Source organism: Corynebacterium sp. HMSC074H12 (assembly GCF_001813755.1).
In the GTDB taxonomy this organism is placed as follows: Bacteria; Actinomycetota; Actinomycetes; order Mycobacteriales; family Mycobacteriaceae; genus Corynebacterium; species Corynebacterium hiratae.
This window is the reverse complement of sequence record NZ_KV813940.1, coordinates 45,804-68,292: the sequence shown is the minus strand read 5'-3', so window position 1 is coordinate 68,292 and position 22,489 is coordinate 45,804. Positions and strand designations below refer to the sequence as shown.

Here is a 22,489-nt window from a genome sequence, read left to right as displayed (position 1 = left end):
GGCGCAGACGAGCATTCTCAGCACGAAGATCAGCTTCACTCATCCCATCTGAGGATCCTCGGCGTTCACGCTCGAGTTTGACCCACCGGCCTAAAAGCCCGGCGGAAACACCAATCTCTTTAGCCACATGGGCAATCGGTCGCTCTGACTCGATTACCAGGTTCGCGGCCTCACGCCGGTACTCAGGCGTGTACTTCTTGCGCTGTTGACTCACAATGAACATCCTCTCTTACGGACACAAGATCCGTACAAATAGGGTGTCCACTAAACGAGGGTAACCTCAGGTGAACGTGTGACATATTTTATAATGTTTAAAAGGCATCTCATGTGAAGGTTGTCTGGGGTGGTGGTTTGTTGCTGTGACGTCTTTCGAATTTCCAGGGTCACAGCTTTGACTATGGCCAACTTGCCCAATGATTGCGGTGGTTGAGTGGTGTTTTTAGTGTTAGTGTTATGACGTTAAAGCGCTAACGTTTTAACGCTAACGTTTCCTGACTTAGGTCATTTTAGTCAGACAGTTGGGGTAGCTTTTCGGCGAGTTCGCGGACGCCGGCGGGCAGGTCGGTTTGTGCGTGGAGTGTGTGGCCTGAGATTTCGACGGTAAACGATCGGTATTTCTTCAAGATTCGTACCAATCGCTTCAGCGACAGGCCCGAGGCTTCTTCCAACACGTGGCCTGTGGCCATCGCTGCCATCACAATGGTCAGGTGAGCGTGGATGGAGCCTTGCGATAGGTTCAGTACGCCCAGAACGCTAGAATATGCTTGGGCTTCGACTTTACGAGCGTTAAACATCTGGCCGATGAGCTGTGCTGTCGCTGTCCCAATACTTTTCGCCCAGTCTTCCAAGCGTTGCCGGTTCCACTGGGTGTTTAAGTCCTTATGGTTGTCGGGGACATGCTCATCCAAGGTGGAGTAGCCATAATTAGCAGGGGCAATACGATGTAAAGCAACAATCTCACCGTCGTAGAAGACATCCAGATAGTCATCAAAGAGTTGCACGTCGACGAACTTGCCCGCTAGCTTCCACGGCACTGAATACCAGTGATTGGCGATCCGGATGTGGTAGTTCATTGCGACCTTGGACTTCTTCCACCGCGACCACGACCACCGCCGGTCGGGCAACGGGCGCAGCAGCTGTTGCTCATGGTCTTCAAACAACTGGCGACGAGAGATATCCTGCCCGCGGTAGGGACGGCGATCGTTGATGAAATCGCTTTGGTCCTCGAGTGCTTTATTGAGCATGTCGAAACTGTAGAACTCCTGGTCGTCGAGGTATTCTACGCACCATTGCTGGGTAATATCCACGGCCTTTTCAATATTCGCCTTGTACCGCGGCCGGTAGCGTTTCGCCGCAGTAATACCTATCTGATAGAAATCGGCAAATGTGGAATACTCCGCAACCGGGATACGCCCCCGCAGCCCACGGGAAATCTGTTGCGTGGCTGTAAGCGCGTTATCCGGGATCAACCGCAGCGGACAACCACCGAAACACTCCAAAGCCGCACGGTGGGCTAAAAGCCACGACCGCATTTTTTGATCCGGCCACGCCGATACATGCCTCATCCCTGAGTGCGGCAATGAAGCTACAAACAAGTGCGCGGTAAACCGCTGGCCCGAGACCGGATCCACAACGACCATTCCATCGCCCGACCAGTCCACCATGAGCTCGTCACCGGGATCGTGATTCAGTTGCGCTGACAGCTGATGAACATCGACATAATGCTCAAACAGCGAACAGTACTGTCGATACGAATAATGACGCTGACCAGTACCAACAGGTAACTTCAGGTACTTGGCGTGCGCGACTTTCAACGTCACGCGCTTGCCAGAGACCATCCGCTCGGCAACCTTTTTGAAATCCGGTGCGAGGAACTCCGCATCGTTGCGACGCCGGTTATCCGGAAATAGCTCCTCTAACTGGGCATTCGACAATCCAGCAATCCCACGAGCATCGATTTGATGGTCCCTTACAACGCGACTGCCCTTATCAATCGTCGACTTCGAGACCCCTAAATCGGCTCGAATCTGGTTCCAGGAACGATTCCCGGCAACCAAGGCAAACATGATGGCACGGTAATCCGTCACCACCATCACTCCTTCCACGTGAACGCGATCCACACGTACACACTGCGCGGGCCGTCCACTAAAGAGTGCCCAAAAACTACCCCCGGTACCCGATATCCGCACCGGTCGGTACTCGATACCGCCCTACCGGTACTAAATAGCGTCGCGCGTCATGAGTCTTCGTTTAAAGACTATTGGAAACAGAACGATGCTGAAGGAAGCTATCAAGCTAGACGGCGGATTCTTAGCGCAATATTTGATCCGTTTGAGAGGCATGTCGAAGGCCTCGAAGATGCGCAGCTTCAAGGAAAATTGGTTTCTCCTGTTAGCCCGCGGGATTCTACCGGATGGGTGCGGATTGATACAGAAATCAAGGAGCCCCGTGAGAAGTTTGCTTTTGCAAATATTCAAAGTGACTTCAGTGATGTCGGTAATCGGGTGGTTCGCATTCTCGATGAATTGTTAGCGGACATGAAAAGCTGACCGGAGGCGGACATAAAAAAGTCCGCCTATGGCCATGAGAAACTGACCAGTGGCGGACACCACGGGGGCAGGGCGTGTTCGAATGATTGACTCGTCCTGTTGGAGTATGGTAAGCGAACTTATCCCCTCTGGTTCAGAGCCCTGTTGTGACGTCGATCTAGCGCTGGGATGCTCCTCGAGTCCGAACGACGATGACGTGATGCATCAGCCGACCGATGGGAGCCGTGTTGTTCGGTGTCGGGCGCACCTGTGGCATGAGGTCCGTGAAGCTTGGCACATGTGATTTCACGGAACGTGCCGACGGCGCGCGGCCGCGTGCTGTGGTTGCCTTCGATAGGCACGAGGAACCCGGTGTTGGAGTCACCATCGGCGACGGCGGGGCCACAGGCCTGACACCTCAACTTCACCCCTGCTTCTTCTAGAAGACAATTGCTGCTGATTAGAGACGGAGTCAGGTCCGTCCATGCTTTTCGCTAGATGAGTCCGGTTAGACTCTTCTATCGAACATCGGATGAAGACCCCTTGTTTTCCTACCCCCAATAAAAACTCCCCAAACCCCTAAATCCCGTGTCCGCCACTGGTCAGTTTTTCATGTCCGCCAACATGAATTGAACCGCGTAGCCTTTGACGAAACTCGTCACTTACGGAATGGTGATGATGCGGATAAATTTAATGCGGGAAACTCAAAAACCGGCTGGCACGAGTTGTTGAAGTAGAACTTCCAGGACCAGCGAATAGTGAACTGCGTAGTTTTGTTCGTAAGGCAGTTTCGTTAGCTCATTCGATAAAACACGCACCGAACTCATCGCGCCGTGAAGCTGGCATAATCGCTGATTCCGTAATCATGCTTGTCAATATTTTTCGGCGGATGTTTGAAAGCGTGTGATGGAACATTTAATTGAAAAGCGTTGGTGAGCAAATATCGTCGCGACATAGAGCGAAACGAGGTTAGTCCGAAAGGAAAGGGCCAGTTCGTACTTGAACTGGCCCTAATTGCTAGAGGTTACGCACCCGGGAATTCACCGTTGCTGCCCAGGCGCGCATCGGCGTCGAGGAGCATGGAGATTTCCGCGGCCTTGTCGGCGTCGACGAGACCGTAGCCGTCAATCATCACCTTGGCGTCGGCGTGCGGTAGGCGGCGGCCCTCGATGACCTCGAAGAGCGGGGCGCGGCCCAGCATTCCGGCCTCGAAGTGTGCGCGGCCGGCGCGCAGGCGCTGCTCGGCGTGCTCACGCCACTCGGCAGCTGCATCCGCCCCGCGCTGCTGAGACACGGCCTGCTCGAACACGCCGGGGTGGGCGTAGACGATGAGCGCGCTGACGTGGCCGAAGCCAAGCGAGGTCAGCGCCGCGGCCTTCACGTTGCGGCCCGCGGCTGCCAGATCCAGCGGCGAACGCAGCCACACCAGGTTCTTCGCCTTCGGCGCGATGAGCGGATCAACGCAGTCCAGCGACACGTTGGCCGGGATGCGGCCGGTGCGGAAGACGTCGATGATACCGCCGGTCTGGAAGAGCGCGGCACCCGCCTTGGAGTGGCCGGTGAGCGTCTTTTGCGAGATGACGAACATCGGCTGGTCCGCGTCGCGGCCGATAGCTGGCCACAGGATGGAGTGCAGCTCGGACTCGTTCGGGTCGTTGGCGTTGGTGGAGGTGTCGTGCTTGGACAGGACCGAGACGTCGTTTGGCGTCAGGCCCAGTCCGCGCAGCGAGCGTGCGAGACGAGAGTTCTCGCGACCACGGCCAGCACCCAGCGCACCCAGGCCAGGGGCCGGGATGGAGGTGTGGGCACCGTCGCCATAGGAGGCGGCGTGCGCGACCACTGCGAGCACCGGCAGTCCTAAGTCGGCTGCTAGTGAGGCACGAACCAGCAGGACCGTGCCGCCACCCTCGCCTTCGAGGAAGCCGCCGCGGCGGCGGTCATTGGCGCGGGAGATGAAGCGATCATCGATTCCCTTGGCGGTCATCTTCGCGGTCTCCGCGGTGGCGTTCATATCGCCGAAGCCCTGGAGGGACTCCACCTGGACATCGTCGATACCGCCGGCCACGACCACATCGGCCTTGCCCAGGGCAATCTTGTCCACGGCCTCCTCAATCGACACCGCCGCGGTAGCGCAGGCACCGATGGGGTGAATCATGGAACCGTAGCCGCCCACGAGGGACTGCATGGTGTGCGCCGCGATGACGTTGGGCAGTGCTTCCTGCAAGATGTCGGAGGGGCGGTCCTCGCCCAAGAAGCGGGAAACGAATACCTTGTGCAGGGACTCCATGCCGCCGATACCTGTGCCCTGCGTGGTGGCCACCTGGCCCGGGTGGATGGAGCGCAGCAGCTCCGCCGGAGAGAAGCCGGCCTGGGTGAAGGCATCCACCGCGCTGACCAGGTTCCACACAGCCATGCGGTCGAGCGAGTCGAGCATGTGGTCCGGGATGCCCCAGCGGGCAGCGTCGAAGTTGTCCGGCATCTGCGCGGCCACGGTGCGGGTGAGCGTGGCCTTGCGCGGCACCTTTGCGGTGGCACCCTTGCGGCGGGTGACCTCCCACTCGCCGTCAGCCTCGCGGATGCTGGTGAACTCTGGGTCGGCCTCGGCGATGTCGCGGGCGGTGGCCTCGGAATCGACGGTGAAGGTGATGTCGCGGTCCAAGAACACCGTGGTCAGGTCGATGGAGCCGCGGTCGGTGAGGTGATACTTATCCGTCAGCGTGCGGATGCCACAGCGCGCGACGACCTCATCGCGGAAGCGGTCGAAGATGTCCTCTTCGGCGATCTCTTCGTCGTTTTCCACGACGAACCAGCCCGGCGTGGGCTCCTCGTGCCATGCGATGAGGCCGGTCATCCACGCGAGCTCAATGACACCGGCGGCGGTCAGCTCGGCGGAGCCGTCGCGCTGCAGGCCATACTCGGCCTCGAAACGGGTGCGGCCGGAACCCCAGGAGCTCACCTCACCGATACCGGCGATGACCACCATGTCGTCGAGGTCGGTGGTGATGTCGCCAAGTTCCTGAGCCAGCTGCGGCTGCACCGGGCGCGCCGGGGAAGGCAGTGCCTTGATGCGGACGGTGGTGTCCTTGGCGGCACCCTCTGCAGCGGACTGCGCAGCAGGCTTCTCGACCTCTAGAGAAGTCAGCGAGAAGCCTTCGAGACCGCCGGTGAGGTCTGCCTCGATCGGGCGTTCGGTGGCGCGGGCACGGGATTCGGCGGAAGCTAGGTCTAGCAGCTCAGAGGAGATTTCCTCCGGCGACCAGACGTGGATTCCGGCCTTCTGCGCGGCTGGAACGAGGACGTCGTTGCCGCCCATGAGGTGAGTGCCTGCGACCCAGCCGATCTTGGCTTGCGCCAGGGTGACGCCGGCCGGCCAACCAGCCTCGACGTTCCACTTGGCCAGGATGGCGTCGAGTGCCGCCTTGACCTCGCCGTAGGCGCCGTCGCCACCGAAGGTGCCGCGGTTGGGCGAGCCTGGCAGGACAACGTGGCAGCGCTTGTCGACGTCCCCCTGGCTCAACCTTGCCAGTCCCGCGATGGTGCGCTCGACGGACCAGAGCAGCAGGCGGGCCTGCGTCTCGGTCGTTCCGGAGGCATCCGCTAGCGAGCCGGAGACACTCGGCGCGGCGAAGGGGAAGGCCAGCGTCGGCGTGAGGGCCGGCTTGAGGATCTTGACCTCGTTGCCCACGGACTCGCGCTGTTCAGTGCCGATCCAGTCGATGAGCGCGTCAATATCGCGGAAGCTCGACAGGTTCGCCGGGACCAGCCACAGGGCGGAACCAGCAGCGCCGTGCTCGGCGTAGAGCGTGCGCGCGAATTCCTTGCGGGCCTGGCTGACACGGGAGGCGGTCATGATGACGGTCGCGCCGCCCTCCAGTAGGCGCTCCACCAGCGCAGTGGCGATGGAACCAGGGGCAGCACCCGTGACCAGGGCAACCTCACCGGCGAACGCGCCGGGGGTGGTGTCCACGGCGGCCTTGGCGATGTCCTCGCGCTTCCACCAGCGCGCCTGACGCGCTAGGTCCTCGCCGGCACCGCGGAAGCTGTCCACCGGGTACTCGGCCTGGCCCAGTGCCAGGCGGGCGAGGCGCTCGCGGGCGATGGCCCAGGAGTCGTCGAAAAGCACGGCCTTGTTCGCATCAAAGGACGGCGTGACGGACTTGAGCCAACCGGAGCCGAGCTCTGCCTCGACGGCATCGATGACGGTGGTATCAGGTGCCTCGATGAGCTCCGGTTCGGAGTCCAAGCCCAGCTGGGAGAGAACCTGGCGGGCGACAGTAGCCAGCACGCCGCTCTCACCGGTGACGGTCTCGGCGAAGGCATCGAGCGCAGCGGAGTCGACCACGGCACCGCCACCGGCACCACCGGCGGCCGCGCCCTTGGACACGGATGCACCGTGGGTAGCGGCGACGGCTTGGACGGCGGCGTCGATCAGCTCGTGTGCTGCGGACTTGGAGGTAGCGCTCGCCGGCACGGTGCTCAGCGAGCCGCCGCGCACGGAGTCCTCCTCGCGGGAGCCCAGCAGAATCTCAGCCTCGACGTGGGCAACCCAGGACTCGGGCAGGCCCCAGGTGCCGGTGACGTAGTCCGCCACGGCGGTGGGCTTGAGGCCCGCAGCGCCGAAGAGCTGGCGCAGGCGCGCGCCGACGGCCTCACCCAGCACCGGGCCGAAAGCGGAGTAGCCCGGGGCGGCGGTGGCGACCTTCTCGCGCAGCGTTGCCACGTCGGCATCGGCGGCGCCATCGATGGCCGGCACGCCGATCTCCGCGGACATGTCCATGAGCAGCTGGTTACGGCGCGAGGACACACCGTTGGTCAGCTCCTCCACGGTGTCGGAGTCCGCGATCTGATCCACGCGGATCTTGTTCTGGAAGGCGAAGAGCACCATGATGGCCTCCGCCGCACCAAAGCGCAGCTCGGGGGCGTCGCCGGAGGCGGCGGCTGCGGTAGGTGCAGGAGTTGGTGCAGTCGGAGCTGCCTCAGCCGGAACCTCGGCTGGTGCCTCGTTGGCTTGCGGTGCCTCCTCGGCGTCGGCTTCCGGTGCCGGTTCGGCGGCGGGGGCCTCGGAGACGTCGGCAAGCATGACCTGCTCCTGGTCACGCTCCACATTGAGCACGCGGATGGTGCCCTCCGGGATGCCGGCGACGGCCAGCGAGCGGGTAGCCAGGTTCGTCAGCGTCGGGGAAGAAGCCAGGCCGACCTCGATGATCTGCTCGACCTTGCCAAAGAGGAGCTCCTGGGTCTCAATCCAGCGCACAGGCGAAGCGAACTGCCAGGACAGCAGCTCAATGAGCAGCAGGCGGGCGAGCTCGTGCTCGGAGAGGTCCTCCACCTTCAGCCCGTCCAGCTTGCCGGAGGGAGCCAGCGGTGCCACGGCATCGACGAAGTCCTGGGTCAGCTCGAAGGGGCGGGCCACCAGGTTCGGGATGTAGCGGCCTACCAGGGCGTCCAGATCCAGCTCCTGCGGCAGGAGCTCATCGAGCTTCTCCGCGAAGGCCGGAACGCCCTCGCGCAGCACGCGGGAGTGGAAAGGAACGTCGATGCCCGGGACCATGACGGCCGCGCGCGGGGCGATGGCATTGGCCTTGTCTACCAGGGCCTTGAGTCCTTTCTTGGTGCCGGCGACGGAGTACTGCTGGCCGCGGATGTTGTAGTTAACAATCTCCAGGAACTCACCGGTGGCCTCGGAGACCTCAGCCACCCAAGCGTCGACGTTGTCGGCATCAATACCCGCCATGTTCGGGCGAAGTGCGGCCATGGCGTACTCGGAATTTCCTTCAGCATCGCGCGGCACCAGGCTGCCCATGGCGGAGCCGCGGGAATAGACGATGTCGATGACCCCCTCGAGGTCGAAGATATTCGCCAGCGAGGCCAGTGCTGTGTACTCGCCCAGAGAGTGGCCGGCGAAGTAAGAAGTCGGCGCCAGGGTGTCCTCGGCGCGCAGGCGTTCGGTTTGGGCATAGGCCACGACGGCCAGGGCTACCTGCGTGAATTGGGTCAGGTGCAGCACGCCCTGCGGGTGGCGGAAGGTGGTGCCGCGGACGGTGAGTTCCGTCGGGTTCTCATCGATGATCTTCTGGATGCTAAAGCCCAGGTTCGCGCGGGTATGCGCATCGGCGCGGCGCCAGGCCTCGCGTGCCGCCGGGGAAGCTTGGCGGTCATCCTGGCCCATGCCCTCTGCCTGGATGCCCTGGCCGGGGTAGACGTAGGCCGTGGTCGGCGCGGCGAGCAGGGCTTGGCCGCGGGAGACGACTTCGCCGTCGATGCGGCAGGTGACTTCGAGTGCCTGGTGGATGCCCTTGCGGCCGACGCGCTCGACGGTGACCTCGATGTCATCGCCCAGCTGCACCATGCCGTACATGGAGTAGGTCCAGCCCACCACGCGGCCGTGGCGCCCGGCCACCTGTTGTGCGGCGGCCGAGAGCCACATGCCGTGCACCAGCGGTGCCTGCAGGTTAACCAGCTGGGCCGCGTTATAGGACGTGTGAATCGGGTTATAGTCACCGGAGACCAGCGCGAAGGGCGTCATGTCCTGCGGGGCGGTGACGGTGGCGCGGTCGACGAAGGAGCGCGGTGTCGGCACCACCTTGGTGGCGGACTTGCCGCCGCCCCACTCCGGTGCTTGGCTCGGTGCGGCGGTGCCGGTGGCGCGGCCGCGGATGGCAAAGCGGTGCATCTGCGTGGCCACGATGTCACCGGAGGCGTGATCCTTGAGCTCGAGCTCGACCGTGACGATGCGCCCAGAGACGGATTCCTCGATGGCGGTGCAGGAGGAGGTGACGTCGATCTGGCGGCCGTCGGCAAGCTGCTCCAGCGGCACGCGCAGGTCGATGACGTGGTCCAAGTGCACCGCGTTGAGCAAGCCTTCGATGACCGGGTAGCCGTCCTGTAGACGGCCGGAGCCGAGCGCGGCATAGATGGCCGGCCAGCAGGGGCCTACCAGAACGTCGGGGGTGCCGGCCTTCTCGGCTGCAGCATCGCCGCAGGTCACCGCGCTGTGTGCGGAGAGCAGCGAGGCCGGGAAGTGGAAGGAGTAGCCCGACTCGACGGTGGGCATCTCCGTAATCTCATCGCCCTGCTCCGCCGTGGAGCCGACACCAGCCAAGCCTTCCAGGAGGGTGAAGACGGAGTTAGGCAGGCGCTCCTCGGAGACCACCGGGGAGCCACCCGTGGCCACATCCTCCGGCAGGTCCACAGGGACGGTGACCTCGCGGACGTAGAAGGGGCGCTGCTCCTCCGGCAGGTCATCCCAATAGGAGTCCGCCGTGATAACAATCTCCCAGTTGCCTTCAGCATCCTGGCGCAGGTCGAAGGCGTTCTCATCCATCTCATAAGCCGGGTTGGCCATGAGGTGGCCGTGCCACAGAAGGGTAGGAGAAGTGCGCAGGAATGCGGCCTCATCGGCAGCGGAGTTCAGGCGGGAGAAAGCCTTCTGCGGGGTCGAGCCCTGCTCCAGCAGTGCATCCGTGGTGGCCTGTTCGAAGCGGGCAAGCAGGTCTGCAACCGGCTCGTTCTTCTTGGTAATGCCCGCCACGGCCACGGGGCCGGGGATGATGCGCACCTGGTCAGCGGTGTAGCGCTCATCCTGTGCCTGCCAGAGGGTGTCCTTGCCGAACCAGGACTTCAAGTCACCGTCCAGGGCCGGCACCCACGGCATGGGCTTGACGTGCTTGTAGTGCAGGGAAATCCACCAGGCGGCATCGCGCGCCGAGACCTCGGTGGTGCGTGCGGCGGGGTAAGCATCCAGCAGCTTGGCCACGGCCTGCGGCGCATCGTGAACGTCCTCAACACAGGTGAAGAGGGTTTCAATCTGGCCGTGATCCGCTGGGTTCAGGCGGGCTTCGACGCGGTGCAGGAGATCGAGAAAACGGTCATCCCAGCTCGGATCCACAAACGGGTGGGCCAGCTTCACAAAGCGCTCGATCCACTCGGCGTAGGTCATGGACTCGACATCGCCGAAGTAGGGCTTGCAGGTCTTGGCCAGGGCGTCGATGATTTCCTGGCGGTGTGCCGGATACTCCTCGATGCTCAAGGAAGTAATCAGGCGAGAAGCCGCGGCGAAGGAGTTATCGAGGTCGTGGATGTCCGCCAAAAGGTGGGACTGCGAGGATGCCACGCCGTTCGCACCGGTGCCGCGGCCTACCCAACCGTCGTTCTTGGAAGGCGAAATGCCTTCCGTGTTGACCAGCAGGTCCTTCACCGAATCAGTGGCCTTGGCCTCCTTGGTGGCCATGGCGACGGTGCCGAGGAAGACGGCGTCGACAGGCATCGCCGGCATAGCGTGCTTCTTCGCCCACTCACCGGTGAGATAGGAGGTGGCGCGATCCGGGGAGGCGATGCCGCCGCCGACTGCCAGGTAGACGTTGGGGTGCTGGCGGATTTCGGCGTAGGTATCCAGCAGCATGTCATCCAGGTTGACCCAGGAGTGGTGGCCGCCGGCGTGGCCGTCCTCGACCTGCATGATGATGCGATCCTCCGGGTAGGCCGTGGCGATGGCCAGGACATCGCGGATTTGCTTTGCGGTACCGGGCTTGAAGGAGATGAAGGGGAAACCGTCGGCGTGGAGGCGGTCCAGCAGCTCGCCGGCCTCCTCTACTTCCGGAATGCCGGCGGAGATGCACACGCCGTTGAAAGCCGCACCGGCCGCGCGCGCCTTGGGCACGATGCGCGCCTGGCCGAAGTGGAGGTTCCACAGGAAGCGGTCGAAGAACATGGTGTTGAACTGCGCCGTGCGGCCCGGGCGCAGGTGCTGCTCCATTGTGGCCAGGTGGGCGCGGAAAACCTCATCGGAGTACATGCCGCCGCCGGCCATCTCCGTCCAGTGGCCGGCGTTGGCTGCCGCGGCCACGATCTCTCCATCAGCGGAGGTCGGCGTCATGCCACCCAGCATGATCGGGGACAGGCCCGTGAGATCGGAGAAGCGGGTCTGGGTATAGGTGCGGCCGTTCGGAAGCTCGATGGTGCGCGGGGCGAAGTCAGCGTAGTTCAGGGCCTTGGGCAGTTCATTGCCCGGCGTCGCCAGCGCATCGAGCTCCTGCGGGGTGGCGGCGGAGACCACCGTCACCCCGGTTCCCTGCACCACGCGGCGGGTGATGTTCGCCAAGGCGCGGTCGAGAACGATGAGATGCTCGGAGTTGAGCGCGGCCAGCGTGGCCGGCCAGTCGTGTTCGTTGACCAGGATGGCCTCGGCCTGGGTGCGGGCCTCATCCACGTCGAGGCCGCACTTCTGAGCCAGCGCCACGGTGCGCTCAGCCGCCGGCGCGAGAACCGCGTTGTGGAAGGGAAGGGCCACGGGCAGCTCATCGAAGCGCGGGCTGAGCTCATCGCCACCGATGGTGCGCTTCTCCAGCTCGGCGTTGAAGCTCTTCACGGCCTCTTCGATGGCGGTGCGGGTGGCAGCCAGGTCCTCCGGGTTGCCGGACAGCGCGAAGTGGCGGCGGCCGTTGACCACGGCGATGGCTGCGGTGCCGTGTAGGTGCTCAGTGACGAAGCTGCGCTCCAGGCCCCGGATGGACAGCATCTGGGGGCGCGGGTCGGAGCCGTTGACCGCGCTGGCTGCGGTGCCCATCAGGATGGCCAGAGCCAGGGCTTCTACTGGCTTGTCGACGGCCATCTCGCCCAAGCTTCCCTGCGAATGCCCAGCGCGCTCGTCGATGTCGACGCCGAGATCACGCAGCTGCTCGATGGCAGCAATCTGGCCAAGGACGATGCCGGGGATGGACACTGCCGGCAGAGAGTCGAGGGAATTGGGCTCGACGGAACCATCAATGAGCTGCTCGAGGCGCTCAAGTGCGCCAGGGCACGTGGAGGCAATGGTGCGTGCGGCGGGGCCGGTGAGGCTGCGGGCCTGGGCGAGGGCCTCGCGCAGGGAGTCAGCGGTGGCGGCAGTCTGCGCGGCGGTGGTGATGAAACCCTGCCAATCGGAGCCTTGTCCGGCGAAAAGCACGGCCGGGCGGGGCATGGAATGCAGCATAGTAACAGGCATCTTTCCTCTTTTGAGCTGATGGGGAACGGTTTTATGAAGAGCTGTGGGCAAGATTAGTTAGCCCTACAGAACAATCATGATGTGCCACCGTAGTCGAAGCCTTCGCGCAAAGCGGCCTCCCGCGCGGAAAATGTGAGGTTTTTCTCACGTTTGGTGATGGGGGCACTCTTTCTCAGCGCTTGCCGCGCGAAGTTGCCCAACCTTTTGTATCCTCGGGCTCACTGCAGCGGCTCGGGGAGGAGCAGGGGTGGCTCAGCATCGGCTCGCGCAGCGTGAAAGAAAAGAAAAACTAGGGGGGGCTATGCCTCAATCAACACCAGAGAAAACGACTAAGACACCAGCTCGGCTCAGCAAAAGCCGAGTTATCAAAACCATGACCAAGCTGGCCGGAAAGCTTGAGGAGGATTCCTCGACCGGCATGCCCACCATCAAGATTGCGGGCGGATTCTTAAGCATCGACGTCAACGAAGAGATGGGCGGCCTCTGCGTCCTTGGGTATTGGGGCGGCGCGGTGTGCTTCGACCCGGACCGGCAGCCGTTGCGTATGGAAGTCAACGATCTCAACGGCGGTGCAATATCCGGCAGCCTCGTGGCCGAGCCCTGTGGAAGCTCCGCTATGCATACCCACCTGCGGGTCTTCGCGCCGCCCTATCTGCCGTCGACGGCCACGAATGCTCAGCTCAAGAGCATTATCGCGGGCTATGCGGCCGAGATGTCAGCGGTCTTCGCGCGCTTGGATGAGCAATTTCCGGAAGATCGCTCAAAGCCGCGGAAAGGCTCTGGGCTCAAGCCGGTGTCGCCTCACTATTTCAGTGAGGCCTATGGGGTGTCAGTAGTGGGGATGTGGCGGGTACATGAACGCGCCACACGCTTGGCGATGATCGGCACGCCCATCCACGTGGTGGATAACAAGAACGGGGCCGTGAGCATCCTCATCAATGAACACACGATCACCATTGAATCCGCCCTCGATGGCTCCGGGGATATTGAGCTCAGCCTCGTCACCCCCTCCGGCCGCTGCGCGTGTGACCTGGATGCGCTCGTGCGCTGGGCTGAGTTTATGAACGATGATCAATACGTTTACTCCGCGCGCATCGAGGCGGTAAACCTCGATGGCGGCCAAGAGCAGGACCTCGTTTTGGTGACCACGGCCCGCATTCCCACGAAGTGGGGCTACACCGACGAACAGCTAGATTGGCAGCTCAGCACGTTGGTGAGCCAGCTTGTCCGGGCTGGTGAAGCGTTCTACCGAACCTTCAACCCCACGCGCGTGATGCGCTATATCGACCGCGCGGCCTAGGCGGGAGCCTCTTCTCCGAGCAGTTTCAGGAGGTCCTTCTGCACTTCGCGGCGGCGGACCTTGCCTAGCTGGTCGGAGGCGAGCTGCTCGAAGTGGTAGAAGGTGCGTGGAACTTTGTAGCGGGTGAGGCGCTCGCGGCAGTAGTCCTTGAGCCCCTCGGGATCAAGCACCGCGCCATCCTCCAGCACGATGCAGGCCACGACATCCTCGGAACCGTCCGCGCGCGGGCGGCCGACGATGGCCACGTTGGTGACGTCCGGGTGCTGGCGGATAACGTCTTCCACCTCGGCCGGGTACACATTGAAGCCGCCGGTAATGATCATCTCCTTGATGCGGGAGACGATCTTGATGAAGCCATCGGGCTCCATAATTGCCATGTCGCCCGTGCGGTACCAACCATCGTGGAAGGACTGCTCGGTGGCCTCTGGCATGTTGAAGTAACCCTTGAATACCTGCGGCCCGCGCACGAGGAGCTCGCCCGCGGTGCCATCCGGCTGGGTCTCGCTGAGGTTGTCTGGGTTGCCGATGCGCACCTCGGTATCCGGGAAGGGGATGCCGATATAGCCGGGGCGGCGGTTCTTATTGAGCGGGTTTGCGGCCACGATCGGCGAGGTTTCCGTGAGCCCGTAGCCTTCCACGAGTAGGCCACCGGTGAGTGTTTCCCATTCCTCAACGATGTCCGCTGGCAACGCCGCTGCACCCGATAGACTGTTTTCGATGCCGTGGAGATCGATGTTCTGTTCCTTGGCTGCCTCCATGACCTTGGAGTAGATCGTGGGCACACCCGGCATCCACGTGGGGCGGCGCTTCTTCATGATGTCTAAGAGCAGCGGAATCTTTGGCGCCGGGGTGAGGACCAGCTCGCCGCCAATGTGTACGCCGAGGGCTGCGATGAGGGTGAGGCCATAGACGTGGAAGAGGGGGAGGGCAGCGAGCATGCGCTCGGGCTTCTTGCCTATTTCGGGCACCCACGCTTCTGCCATCTTCATGTTGCAGTACAGGTTGGAGTGGGTTAGCTCCGCTCCCTTGGGTCTGCCGGTGGTTCCGGAGGTGTAAAGGATTAGCGCGGTATCGTCGCGGTTGACCTTGGCATCCTGTAGCTTCTGGCCTTGTCCACCGATGGCGCGCCCAGTGAGCGTGCTCCACGGAACGGTGTTAGGGGCGGGAACTGAAAGTTCGGCGCGCTTGTCCTTAATGATGGGAAGTGGCAAGCGCAGTAGCAGCTGCTTGGGGCGCGGCATGGCCTCAATCATGTTGACCGTAACGATCGTTTCTAGCGGCGTGGTATCACGCAGCTCCTCAAAGACCGGGCTCGCCTTATCCCAGACCACGGCCACGCGGGCAGCGTGATCTTGGAAGAGGGGCTCGAGCTCAGCCGCGGTGTAGAGCGGGTTATGCTCCACGACGGTCGCCCCGAGCTTCAAGATGGCATAGAAGACCGCCACGTGCTGGGGGCAGTTGGGGAGCGCTACGGCGACGCGATCGCCGGGGCGAATACCGAAGGCCTTGAGGCCCGCCGCGGCGGCGCGCACGTGGGTATCGAGTTCGCGGTAGGTCATTTGGTGGCCAAAGAACCACGTGGCGGGCCTTTCGCCGAACTCTTCCATGGTTTCTCGGTAGGAGTCCAAGAGCGTTTCGGTGCCGTAATCCAGATTGGGCTTAGTCCACTCAGGGTAATACTGGAGCCAGGCTTTCGACTCAAAAGCGGAGGAGGCCTGGGCAGGGGATTCGGTCATGTTCACGAACTCCTTAGGTGGTCAAACTTGTTATGTTTGGAACAGTATAACCAATCTGTGACAGAAGTCTCGCAAAACTTAGCAAAGTTGCTTAAAGCAGTGAACATGCAATAACCCCGGTGATGTGCGTCTATCACGCAGGGATCCTCCGGGGGCTATGGAGTGCTACTTCTCCGCCTTGAGGCGCTCGAGCAGATCCTGCTGAACCTCGCGGCGGCGAATCTTGCCCAGCTGGTCCGTGGCCAGCTTCTCAAAGTGGTAGAAGGTGCGCGGCACCTTGTAGCGAGTCAGGCGCTCGCGGCAGTAGTCCTTGAGGCCTTCGGGGTCGAGCGCGGCGCCGTCGTTCAGCACGATGCAGGCCACGACGTCCTCCGAGCCGTCCGAACGCGGGCGGCCCACGACGGCGGCCTCCGCGACGTCCGGGTGGTCCAGCAGCGTTTCCTCAACCTCGCCCGGGTAGACGTTGAAACCACCGGTGATGATGATTTCCTTGATGCGGCTGACTAGGCGGATGAAGCCGTCTTCTTCCATCACGCCCATATCACCCGTGCGGAACCAGCCATGGTGGAATGCCTTCTTAGTGGCTTCCTCATCGCCGAAGTAACCCTTGAAAACCTGTGGGCCGCGGGCGAGAACTTCGCCCTCCTGGCCATCGGGCATGGTTTCATCCAGGTTGTCCGGGTTAGCGATGCGAATCTCCGTGTCCGGGAAGGGGATGCCCACGTAGCCGGGGCGGCGATCATCGCTCATGGGGTTACCCACGATGATCGGCGAACACTCCGTGAGGCCATAGCCTTCCACGAGCATGCCGCCGGTGTACTTTTCCCACTTCTCCACGGTATTGACCGGCAGGGTCGAAGCGCCGGAGAAGGCCGCGCGCACGCCGTCGAGGGAGACGTCGTTTTCTTCCGCCTTCGCCACGATGCGCTCGTACAAGGTCGGCACACCCGGCACCCACGTCGGGGTGTGCTTCTTCATCAGATCCATGATGAGCGGCATCTGCGGGCTCGGAAGCAGAACCAGCTCGCTGGCGATGAGCGGCGCCAAGGTGGCGTTCATGGTCAGGCCATAGGCATGGAAGAAGGGGAGCGCTGCGAGCATGCGCTCGGGGGAATCACCCAGGCCCGGTACCCAGTGCTTGCCCATCAAGAGGTTGGAGAAGAGGTTACCGTGGGTCAGCTCCGCGCCCTTGGGGCTGCCGGTGGTGCCGGAGGTGTAGAGGATGAGCGCGGTGGTGTCCTTGGTGACTTCCTCTGGGGTGATGACGTCAGAACCATCGCCGCCAATCGCGTTGCCCACGAGGGATTCCCACGGCACCGTATTCGGGGCCGGGGCGGTGAGCTGATCGCGCTTGGACTTCAGCGGCGGAATCGGCAGGCGCAGGGCTAGGCGCTGCGGAGTTGGCATCGCGTTGATCATGTTGATGGAGACGACGGTCTCCAGGGACGTGGTCGGGCGCAGCTTCTCCAAGGTGGACGCCGTCTTATCCCAGGCGATGGCAATGCGTGCGCCGTGGTTCTTGAACAGCCCCTCCAGCTCGTGGGCGGTGTAAAGCGGGTTGTGCAGCACCGCGATAGCGCCCAGCTTGAGCACGGCCCAAAACGCGGAGATGAACTGCGGGCAGTTGGGGGCGACGATGGCTACGCGGTCTCCCGGGCGCACGCCGAAGGCGCGGAGGCCGGCGGCTGCGCGGCGGACCTGCTTGTCCAGCTCGGCATAGGTCTGCGTGCGGCCGAAGAAGTAGGTTGCCGGCTTGTCGGGGTGGAGCGCGAGGTTGTTGTCGTAAACGTCGAGAAGCGTGGTGTCCCCGTACTCCAAGCTGTGCGGGGCCCACTCCGGGTAGTACTGGAGCCACGCCTTGGACTCGTATGCCGACATCGATTCACCTTTCGGTCGCGTAGGTTGAGGTACGGGCCAGTATAACGCGGCTCGTTTCGGGATACACTGGAAAATTATGCGCATCGCGATGATTTCCATGCACACCTCACCCCTTGAACAGCCCGGTTCCGGGGACGCGGGCGGCATGAACGTCTATGTTCTCAACACTGCCCGCCAGCTCGCACGCCTCGGCGTAGAGGTCGATATTTTCACTCGCGCCACGCGCCCCAGTCAGGGGGAAGTGGTGGACGTCGAGGAACGCCTGCGCGTCATCAACATTGTGGCGGGGCCCTATGAAGGTCTCAGCAAAGAGGAACTGCCCACCCAGCTGGCCGCGTTCACGGGCGGCATCTTCAACTTCGCGCGCTGTTTTGAGGTGGAGTATGACGTCATCCACTCCCATTACTGGCTCTCCGGCCAAGTGGGCTGGTTGCTGCGCGATCTGTGGGATATTCCTCTCGTCCACACCGCGCACACCTTGGCTGCTGTGAAGAACGTGCACCGCACGCTCGATGACACCCCGGAAACCGAGGCGCGTCGCATTTGCGAGCAGCAACTGGTGGATAACGCTGACATCCTCGTGGTCAACACCGCCCAGGAAACCCGCGATCTGATCGAGCATTACGACGCCTCCCCGGAAAGGATCGTCGTGGTCTCCCCGGGTGCGGACACCGAGCTGTATACCCCGGGAACGGACCGCATGACGGAGCGCGCCCGCCGCCAGCTGGGCATCCCGCTGCACACCAAGGTGGTGGCGTTCGTGGGCCGCCTGCAAAAGTTCAAAGGCCCCGAGGTTCTGATTCGCGCTACCGCGGAGCTCATGGAGCGCGATCCGGATCGCAGCTTGCGCGTCGTAATCTGTGGTGGGGCCTCCGGGGCGAATTCCTCTCCGGATACCTATCACAATCTGGCCCGTGAGCTGGGGGTGGAGCGTGTGGTGCGTTTCCTCAGCCCGCGCCCGCCGCAGGAGCTCGTGGCCATCTACCAGGCCGCGGACATCGTCGCGGTTCCCAGCTATAACGAGTCCTTCGGGCTGGTGGCCATGGAGGCGCAGGCCTCCGGAACGCCCGTGGTGGCAGCGGCCGTCGGCGGGCTGCCCATCGCCGTCGCGGACGGTGACACGGGCTTGCTCGTCCACTCACACTCAGCGCAGGACTGGGCGGACGCATTGGAGCAGCTGCTTGACGACGATCCCCGCCGCATCGCCATGGGCGAAGCCGCCGTCGATCACGCCCAACAGTTCAGCTGGGCAGCGGCGGCCACCCAGCTGGAGAATATTTACGCCGATGCGATGAGTGTCGAGATTCCGGATTGTCACGCGCGCCGGGCAATCGGATATTAAAACCACCTGACGCGCTGTCGAAAAACGTGGCATGCTGGTGTTTATGAGTAACGGAAAGCTGATTCTACTTCGACACGGACAGTCCGAATGGAACGAGTCCAACCAGTTCACCGGTTGGGTTGACGTCAACCTCACCGCCAAGGGTGAGGGCGAGGCCAAGCGTGGCGGCGAGCTGCTCAAGGAACAGGGCATCTTGCCGAATATCGTCTACACCTCCCTGCTGCGCCGTGCCATCCGCACCGCCAATATTGCGCTCAACGCTGCGGACCGCCACTGGATCCCGGTTGTGCGCGACTGGCGCCTCAACGAGCGCCACTACGGCGCCCTGCAGGGCCTTAATAAGGCAGAGACCAAGGATAAGTACGGCGAGGAGCAGTTCATGGCATGGCGTCGTTCTTACGGCACCCCGCCGCCTGAGCTGGAGGATGGCGCCGAGTACTCCCAGGCCGGTGACCCGCGCTACGCCAGCCTGGATCAGGTTCCGCGCACCGAGTGCCTGAAGGACGTCGTCGAGCGCTTCGTTCCTTATTTCGAGGAAGAGATTCTGCCGCGCGCCAAGAAGGGTGAGACCGTTCTCATCGCCGCGCACGGCAACTCCCTGCGCGCGCTGGTCAAGCATCTGGATCAGATCTCCGATGAGGAGATTGCCGGGCTCAATATTCCGACCGGTATCCCGCTGGTTTACGAGATCACCGAGGACGGTTCGGTTGTGAACCCGGGCGGCACGTACCTGGATCCGGAAGCTGCTGCTGCCGGCGCCGCTGCCGTGGCTGCCCAGGGCGGAAAGAAGTAACCGCCCAGGAAGCTGCGTGCTGCGCACGATCCCCAGGGAGCTTATACTCCTTGGGGATTCTTTGTAGGGGTGTGATTGATTGTGGAACTGGTACTCGCTTTCCTCGCCGGTGTGGTGGCCTGCGGCCTGGCCATACCGGTGATCACCCGGATCCGTGAACGGATGGAGCGCCGCCGCGTCCGCGATGCAGACGCTAACCAGGTCACCAGTGTTAGCCAGGTTCTGCACCTAGCCGTGGGTGGTTCCCCATCTGGAATGACTGTGCTTTCGCGCACGAAAGAGGTCATCTTCTCTAACCCCGCTGCCCATGAAATGTCGATGGTGCACGACCGCGCGGTGAACCCCGACATTTGGAAGGTCGCGGAAGAGGTCTTCGAAGACAAAGAGACCCGCACGCTGGACCTTGCTATCCCCAAACGGCGCACCGGCAACCGCGTGATTCAGGTGCGCGCAGTGGTCCAGCCGCTGACGCTCAACGATGATCGCTTCGTCATCGTCTACGGCACCGACGAATCCGAATCGGTGCGCATGGAATCCGCTCGTCGTGACTTCGTGGCCAACGTGTCGCACGAGCTGAAGACCCCGGTGGGCGGCATCGCCCTGCTAGCCGAGGCGCTCCTCCAGGACACCGGGGACCCCGAGCACGTCGAGTACTTCGGTAGCAAGGTGCAGAAGGAAGCGGCGCGCATGGCGGACATGGTCAGCGAGCTCATCTCCCTGTCCAAGTTGCAGGGGGCGGAGGCCCTCCCGGAGATGGAGCCGCTCGACCTCGATGAGGTCATTGATGAAGCCATCACCCGCAACCAACTCGCTGCCGATTCCCACCACAACCAGCTCACCCGCGGCGAATCCGCAGGCGTCAAGGTGATGGGAGATAAGTCCCTCCTGGTGACGGCGATTTCCAACCTGATCTCCAACGCCATCCACTATTCGCCAGATGAACTACCGGTGTCGGTAACGCAGAAGGTGGTCGGCGGGAAGGTCGTTCACATTCGCGTCACGGATCGCGGCATTGGCATCGCCCCAGAGGATCAAAAGCGCGTGTTTGAACGCTTCTTCCGCGTGGACAAGGCGCGCTCCCGGCAGACCGGCGGAACGGGCCTGGGCCTGGCCATTGTGAAGCACGTCGTGGCTAATCACGGCGGCAACATCAAGCTGTGGTCGCGCCCCGGAACTGGCTCGACGTTCACTATCGAGCTCCCTATATACGCCGAAGAGAAGCCAGCAGATAATCTTATTAACCGGGATAATATAGAAGACGGAGCCGTCAGCTCTGCCGCCCCTGGTTTGCAGCGCGCCGTGGCGCGTGTAGCAGCTCGTCGAAAGGATAAAGCGCAATGACCACCATCCTCATCGTTGAAGATGAAGAGTCGCTGGCCGATCCCCTCGCCTTCCTCCTCCGAAAGGAGGGATTCGACGTACTCCTCGCCCCGGATGGGCCCAGCGCGCTCGAACAGTTTGCGGCAAATAAAGTAGACATCGTCCTGCTGGACCTTATGCTGCCGGGAATGTCTGGAACCGACGTCTGCAAGCAATTGCGCACGACGTCCTCCGTTCCGGTGATTATGGTGACCGCGCGCGACTCAGAGATTGACAAGGTCGTGGGCCTGGAGCTCGGCGCGGATGATTATGTGACCAAGCCTTATTCCTCCCGCGAGCTCATCGCCCGCATCCGCGCGGTGCTGCGCCGCGGCCACGACGTTTCCTCTGACAACGCCGAGGAGGAACCGGACGATCAGATTCTAGAAGGCGGCCGTGTGCGCATGGATGTCGAGCGACACACCGTGCTCGTCGCCGGTGAACCGGTCTCCATGCCGCTCAAGGAATTCGACCTTCTCGAGTACTTGCTGCGCAACGCTGGGCGCGTGTTGACCCGCGGACAGCTCATCGACCGCATCTGGGGCGCCGACTACGTGGGTGACACCAAGACTCTCGACGTTCATGTCAAGCGCCTGCGCTCCAAGATCGAAGCCGAGCCTTCCCACCCGCAGCAGCTCGTGACGGTGCGCGGCCTCGGCTACAAGTTCGAGGCTTAAGCGCGAGGATCCGCCGGGTGCCGCGGGAAGTCGACCCCGGAGCGCGCCCGGGCCTCGCAGTGCTTGGCCAGAATCTCGTAGCTCTCCTCGCCAAGTAGCGCGATGAGCTCGGTCTTCTGTGACTTCCACAGCGGCTCATCCGCTATGTGGCAGGAGGGATCCGCCGAGCAATACCAATCGAAGTCCTCGCCGCCGTTGCCCCACCCGCGGCGATCATATTCGCCGATAGTGGTCCGCAGGATTTCCTCCCCGTCGGGGCGCTCCTCATAGTCTTCGTGCCGGCGAATCGGCAGTTGCCAGCATACTTCGGGCTTGACCACGGTAAGCTCCTCGCCCGCCTCGAGCGCCCATTGGTGGATAGCGCAGCCCGCGCCCGTGGGCCAGCCGGCACGGTTAGCGAAGATGCAGGCGCCGTCGACAAGCGGCGTCTTTAGCGCGGGTTCCGGCTCGCCGTCATCGCCGTCGAGCTCATCCCACTCCAGCCACGGTTCCAGCTCCTCGGGCTCACCGTGTTGAAGGAACTCATCTACCCCCTCAGGGCGGTGCTGCCAGAAGCGGGCGGGCATGCGGGAGACGGCGTCGTGAAGCTGCTCCCTGTCTGTCTCATCAGCCATGTAGGCGCCGTGGACGCAGCAGCCGACGTCGGGCTGTTGCTTATCGATGCCGTGGCACCTCTCGGTTCCAAACTGGCAGGCATAGTGCGATTCGAGCCAGGTCAGGTCGATGGAAAAGACGTGGAGTGGATCGTTTGGATCCGTAAATTCAAACCACTCTCTGGGAAAATCGGGGGCCTTTTCGCGGCCGGCCAAGATGGAAGCCGCCGCTGGGGAGGAGGCGGGAAAACCCAGGTAAACTTCATTTGATTTCGGGCGATTCACACCTACCCACGGTAGA

Annotated in this window: 12 protein-coding genes; 6 read left to right on the top strand and 6 right to left on the bottom strand. The window is 62.6% G+C overall.

Features of this window, described 5'->3' with window-relative positions:
• Positions 1–214: transposase (locus HMPREF2932_RS13255; RefSeq protein WP_246818653.1), on the bottom strand; the 214-nt coding region annotated here is incomplete at its 3' end.
• Between the two features lie 292 nt (positions 215–506).
• Positions 507–2,087, bottom strand: a complete 1,581-nt coding sequence (istA, locus tag HMPREF2932_RS10030) for an IS21 family transposase (RefSeq protein ID WP_158013202.1) — start codon at positions 2,085–2,087, stop codon at positions 507–509.
• Positions 2,088–2,105: 18 nt separating this feature from the next.
• Here istA and HMPREF2932_RS13905 point away from each other — a divergent pair, with 18 nt between their 5' ends.
• Positions 2,106–2,549 (top strand): hypothetical protein, encoded by a 444-nt coding sequence (locus HMPREF2932_RS13905; protein WP_246818659.1) that lies wholly within the window; start codon positions 2,106–2,108, stop codon positions 2,547–2,549.
• Between the two features lie 1,003 nt (positions 2,550–3,552).
• On the opposite strand, the gene HMPREF2932_RS10020 is transcribed toward HMPREF2932_RS13905, so the two are convergent.
• Positions 3,553–12,510: a type I polyketide synthase gene (locus tag HMPREF2932_RS10020; protein WP_071410087.1), complete on the bottom strand. Its 8,958-nt coding sequence runs from the start codon at positions 12,508–12,510 to the stop codon at positions 3,553–3,555.
• A gap of 373 nt (positions 12,511–12,883) precedes the next feature.
• Between HMPREF2932_RS10020 and HMPREF2932_RS10015 the strand changes: the two genes are divergently transcribed.
• Entirely contained in the window at positions 12,884–13,810 is a 927-nt protein-coding gene (locus HMPREF2932_RS10015) for a hypothetical protein (RefSeq protein WP_070681410.1), read from the top strand.
• Here HMPREF2932_RS10015 and HMPREF2932_RS10010 read toward each other — a convergent pair.
• Together HMPREF2932_RS10010 and HMPREF2932_RS10005 are read right to left on the bottom strand one after the other, a co-directional pair.
• Complete coding sequence (locus HMPREF2932_RS10010; protein ID WP_071410086.1) at positions 13,807–15,546, bottom strand: long-chain-fatty-acid--CoA ligase; 1,740 nt, start codon at positions 15,544–15,546, stop codon at positions 13,807–13,809. The genes HMPREF2932_RS10015 and HMPREF2932_RS10010 overlap by 4 nt on opposite strands.
• A 165-nt stretch (positions 15,547–15,711) precedes the next feature.
• Positions 15,712–17,424, bottom strand: a complete 1,713-nt coding sequence (locus tag HMPREF2932_RS10005) for a long-chain-fatty-acid--CoA ligase (protein WP_071410085.1) — start codon at positions 17,422–17,424, stop codon at positions 15,712–15,714.
• A gap of 76 nt (positions 17,425–17,500) precedes the next feature.
• On the opposite strand from HMPREF2932_RS10005, the gene mshA reads away from it, so the two are divergent.
• From mshA to HMPREF2932_RS09985, 4 genes are all read left to right on the top strand, one after another.
• Positions 17,501–18,766, top strand: coding sequence for a D-inositol-3-phosphate glycosyltransferase (gene mshA / locus HMPREF2932_RS10000; RefSeq protein WP_070513482.1), 1,266 nt, complete (start codon positions 17,501–17,503; stop codon positions 18,764–18,766).
• Positions 18,767–18,809: 43 nt separating this feature from the next.
• Positions 18,810–19,559: a phosphoglyceromutase gene (locus HMPREF2932_RS09995; protein WP_049154647.1), complete on the top strand. Its 750-nt coding sequence runs from the start codon at positions 18,810–18,812 to the stop codon at positions 19,557–19,559.
• Between the two features lie 81 nt (positions 19,560–19,640).
• Positions 19,641–20,900, top strand: a complete 1,260-nt coding sequence (locus tag HMPREF2932_RS09990) for a sensor histidine kinase (RefSeq protein WP_210397780.1) — start codon at positions 19,641–19,643, stop codon at positions 20,898–20,900.
• Positions 20,897–21,595, top strand: coding sequence for a response regulator transcription factor (locus HMPREF2932_RS09985; protein WP_070701446.1), 699 nt, complete (start codon positions 20,897–20,899; stop codon positions 21,593–21,595). Before HMPREF2932_RS09990 ends, HMPREF2932_RS09985 begins: the two co-directional genes overlap by 4 nt.
• Here the strand turns inward: HMPREF2932_RS09985 and HMPREF2932_RS09980 are convergent.
• The gene (locus HMPREF2932_RS09980) at positions 21,592–22,473 is read right to left on the bottom strand and encodes a DUF3109 family protein (protein ID WP_049154643.1); all 882 of its coding nucleotides are present in this window, start codon (positions 22,471–22,473) and stop codon (positions 21,592–21,594) included. The genes HMPREF2932_RS09985 and HMPREF2932_RS09980 overlap by 4 nt on opposite strands.
• Positions 22,474–22,489: the final 16 nt, after the last annotated feature.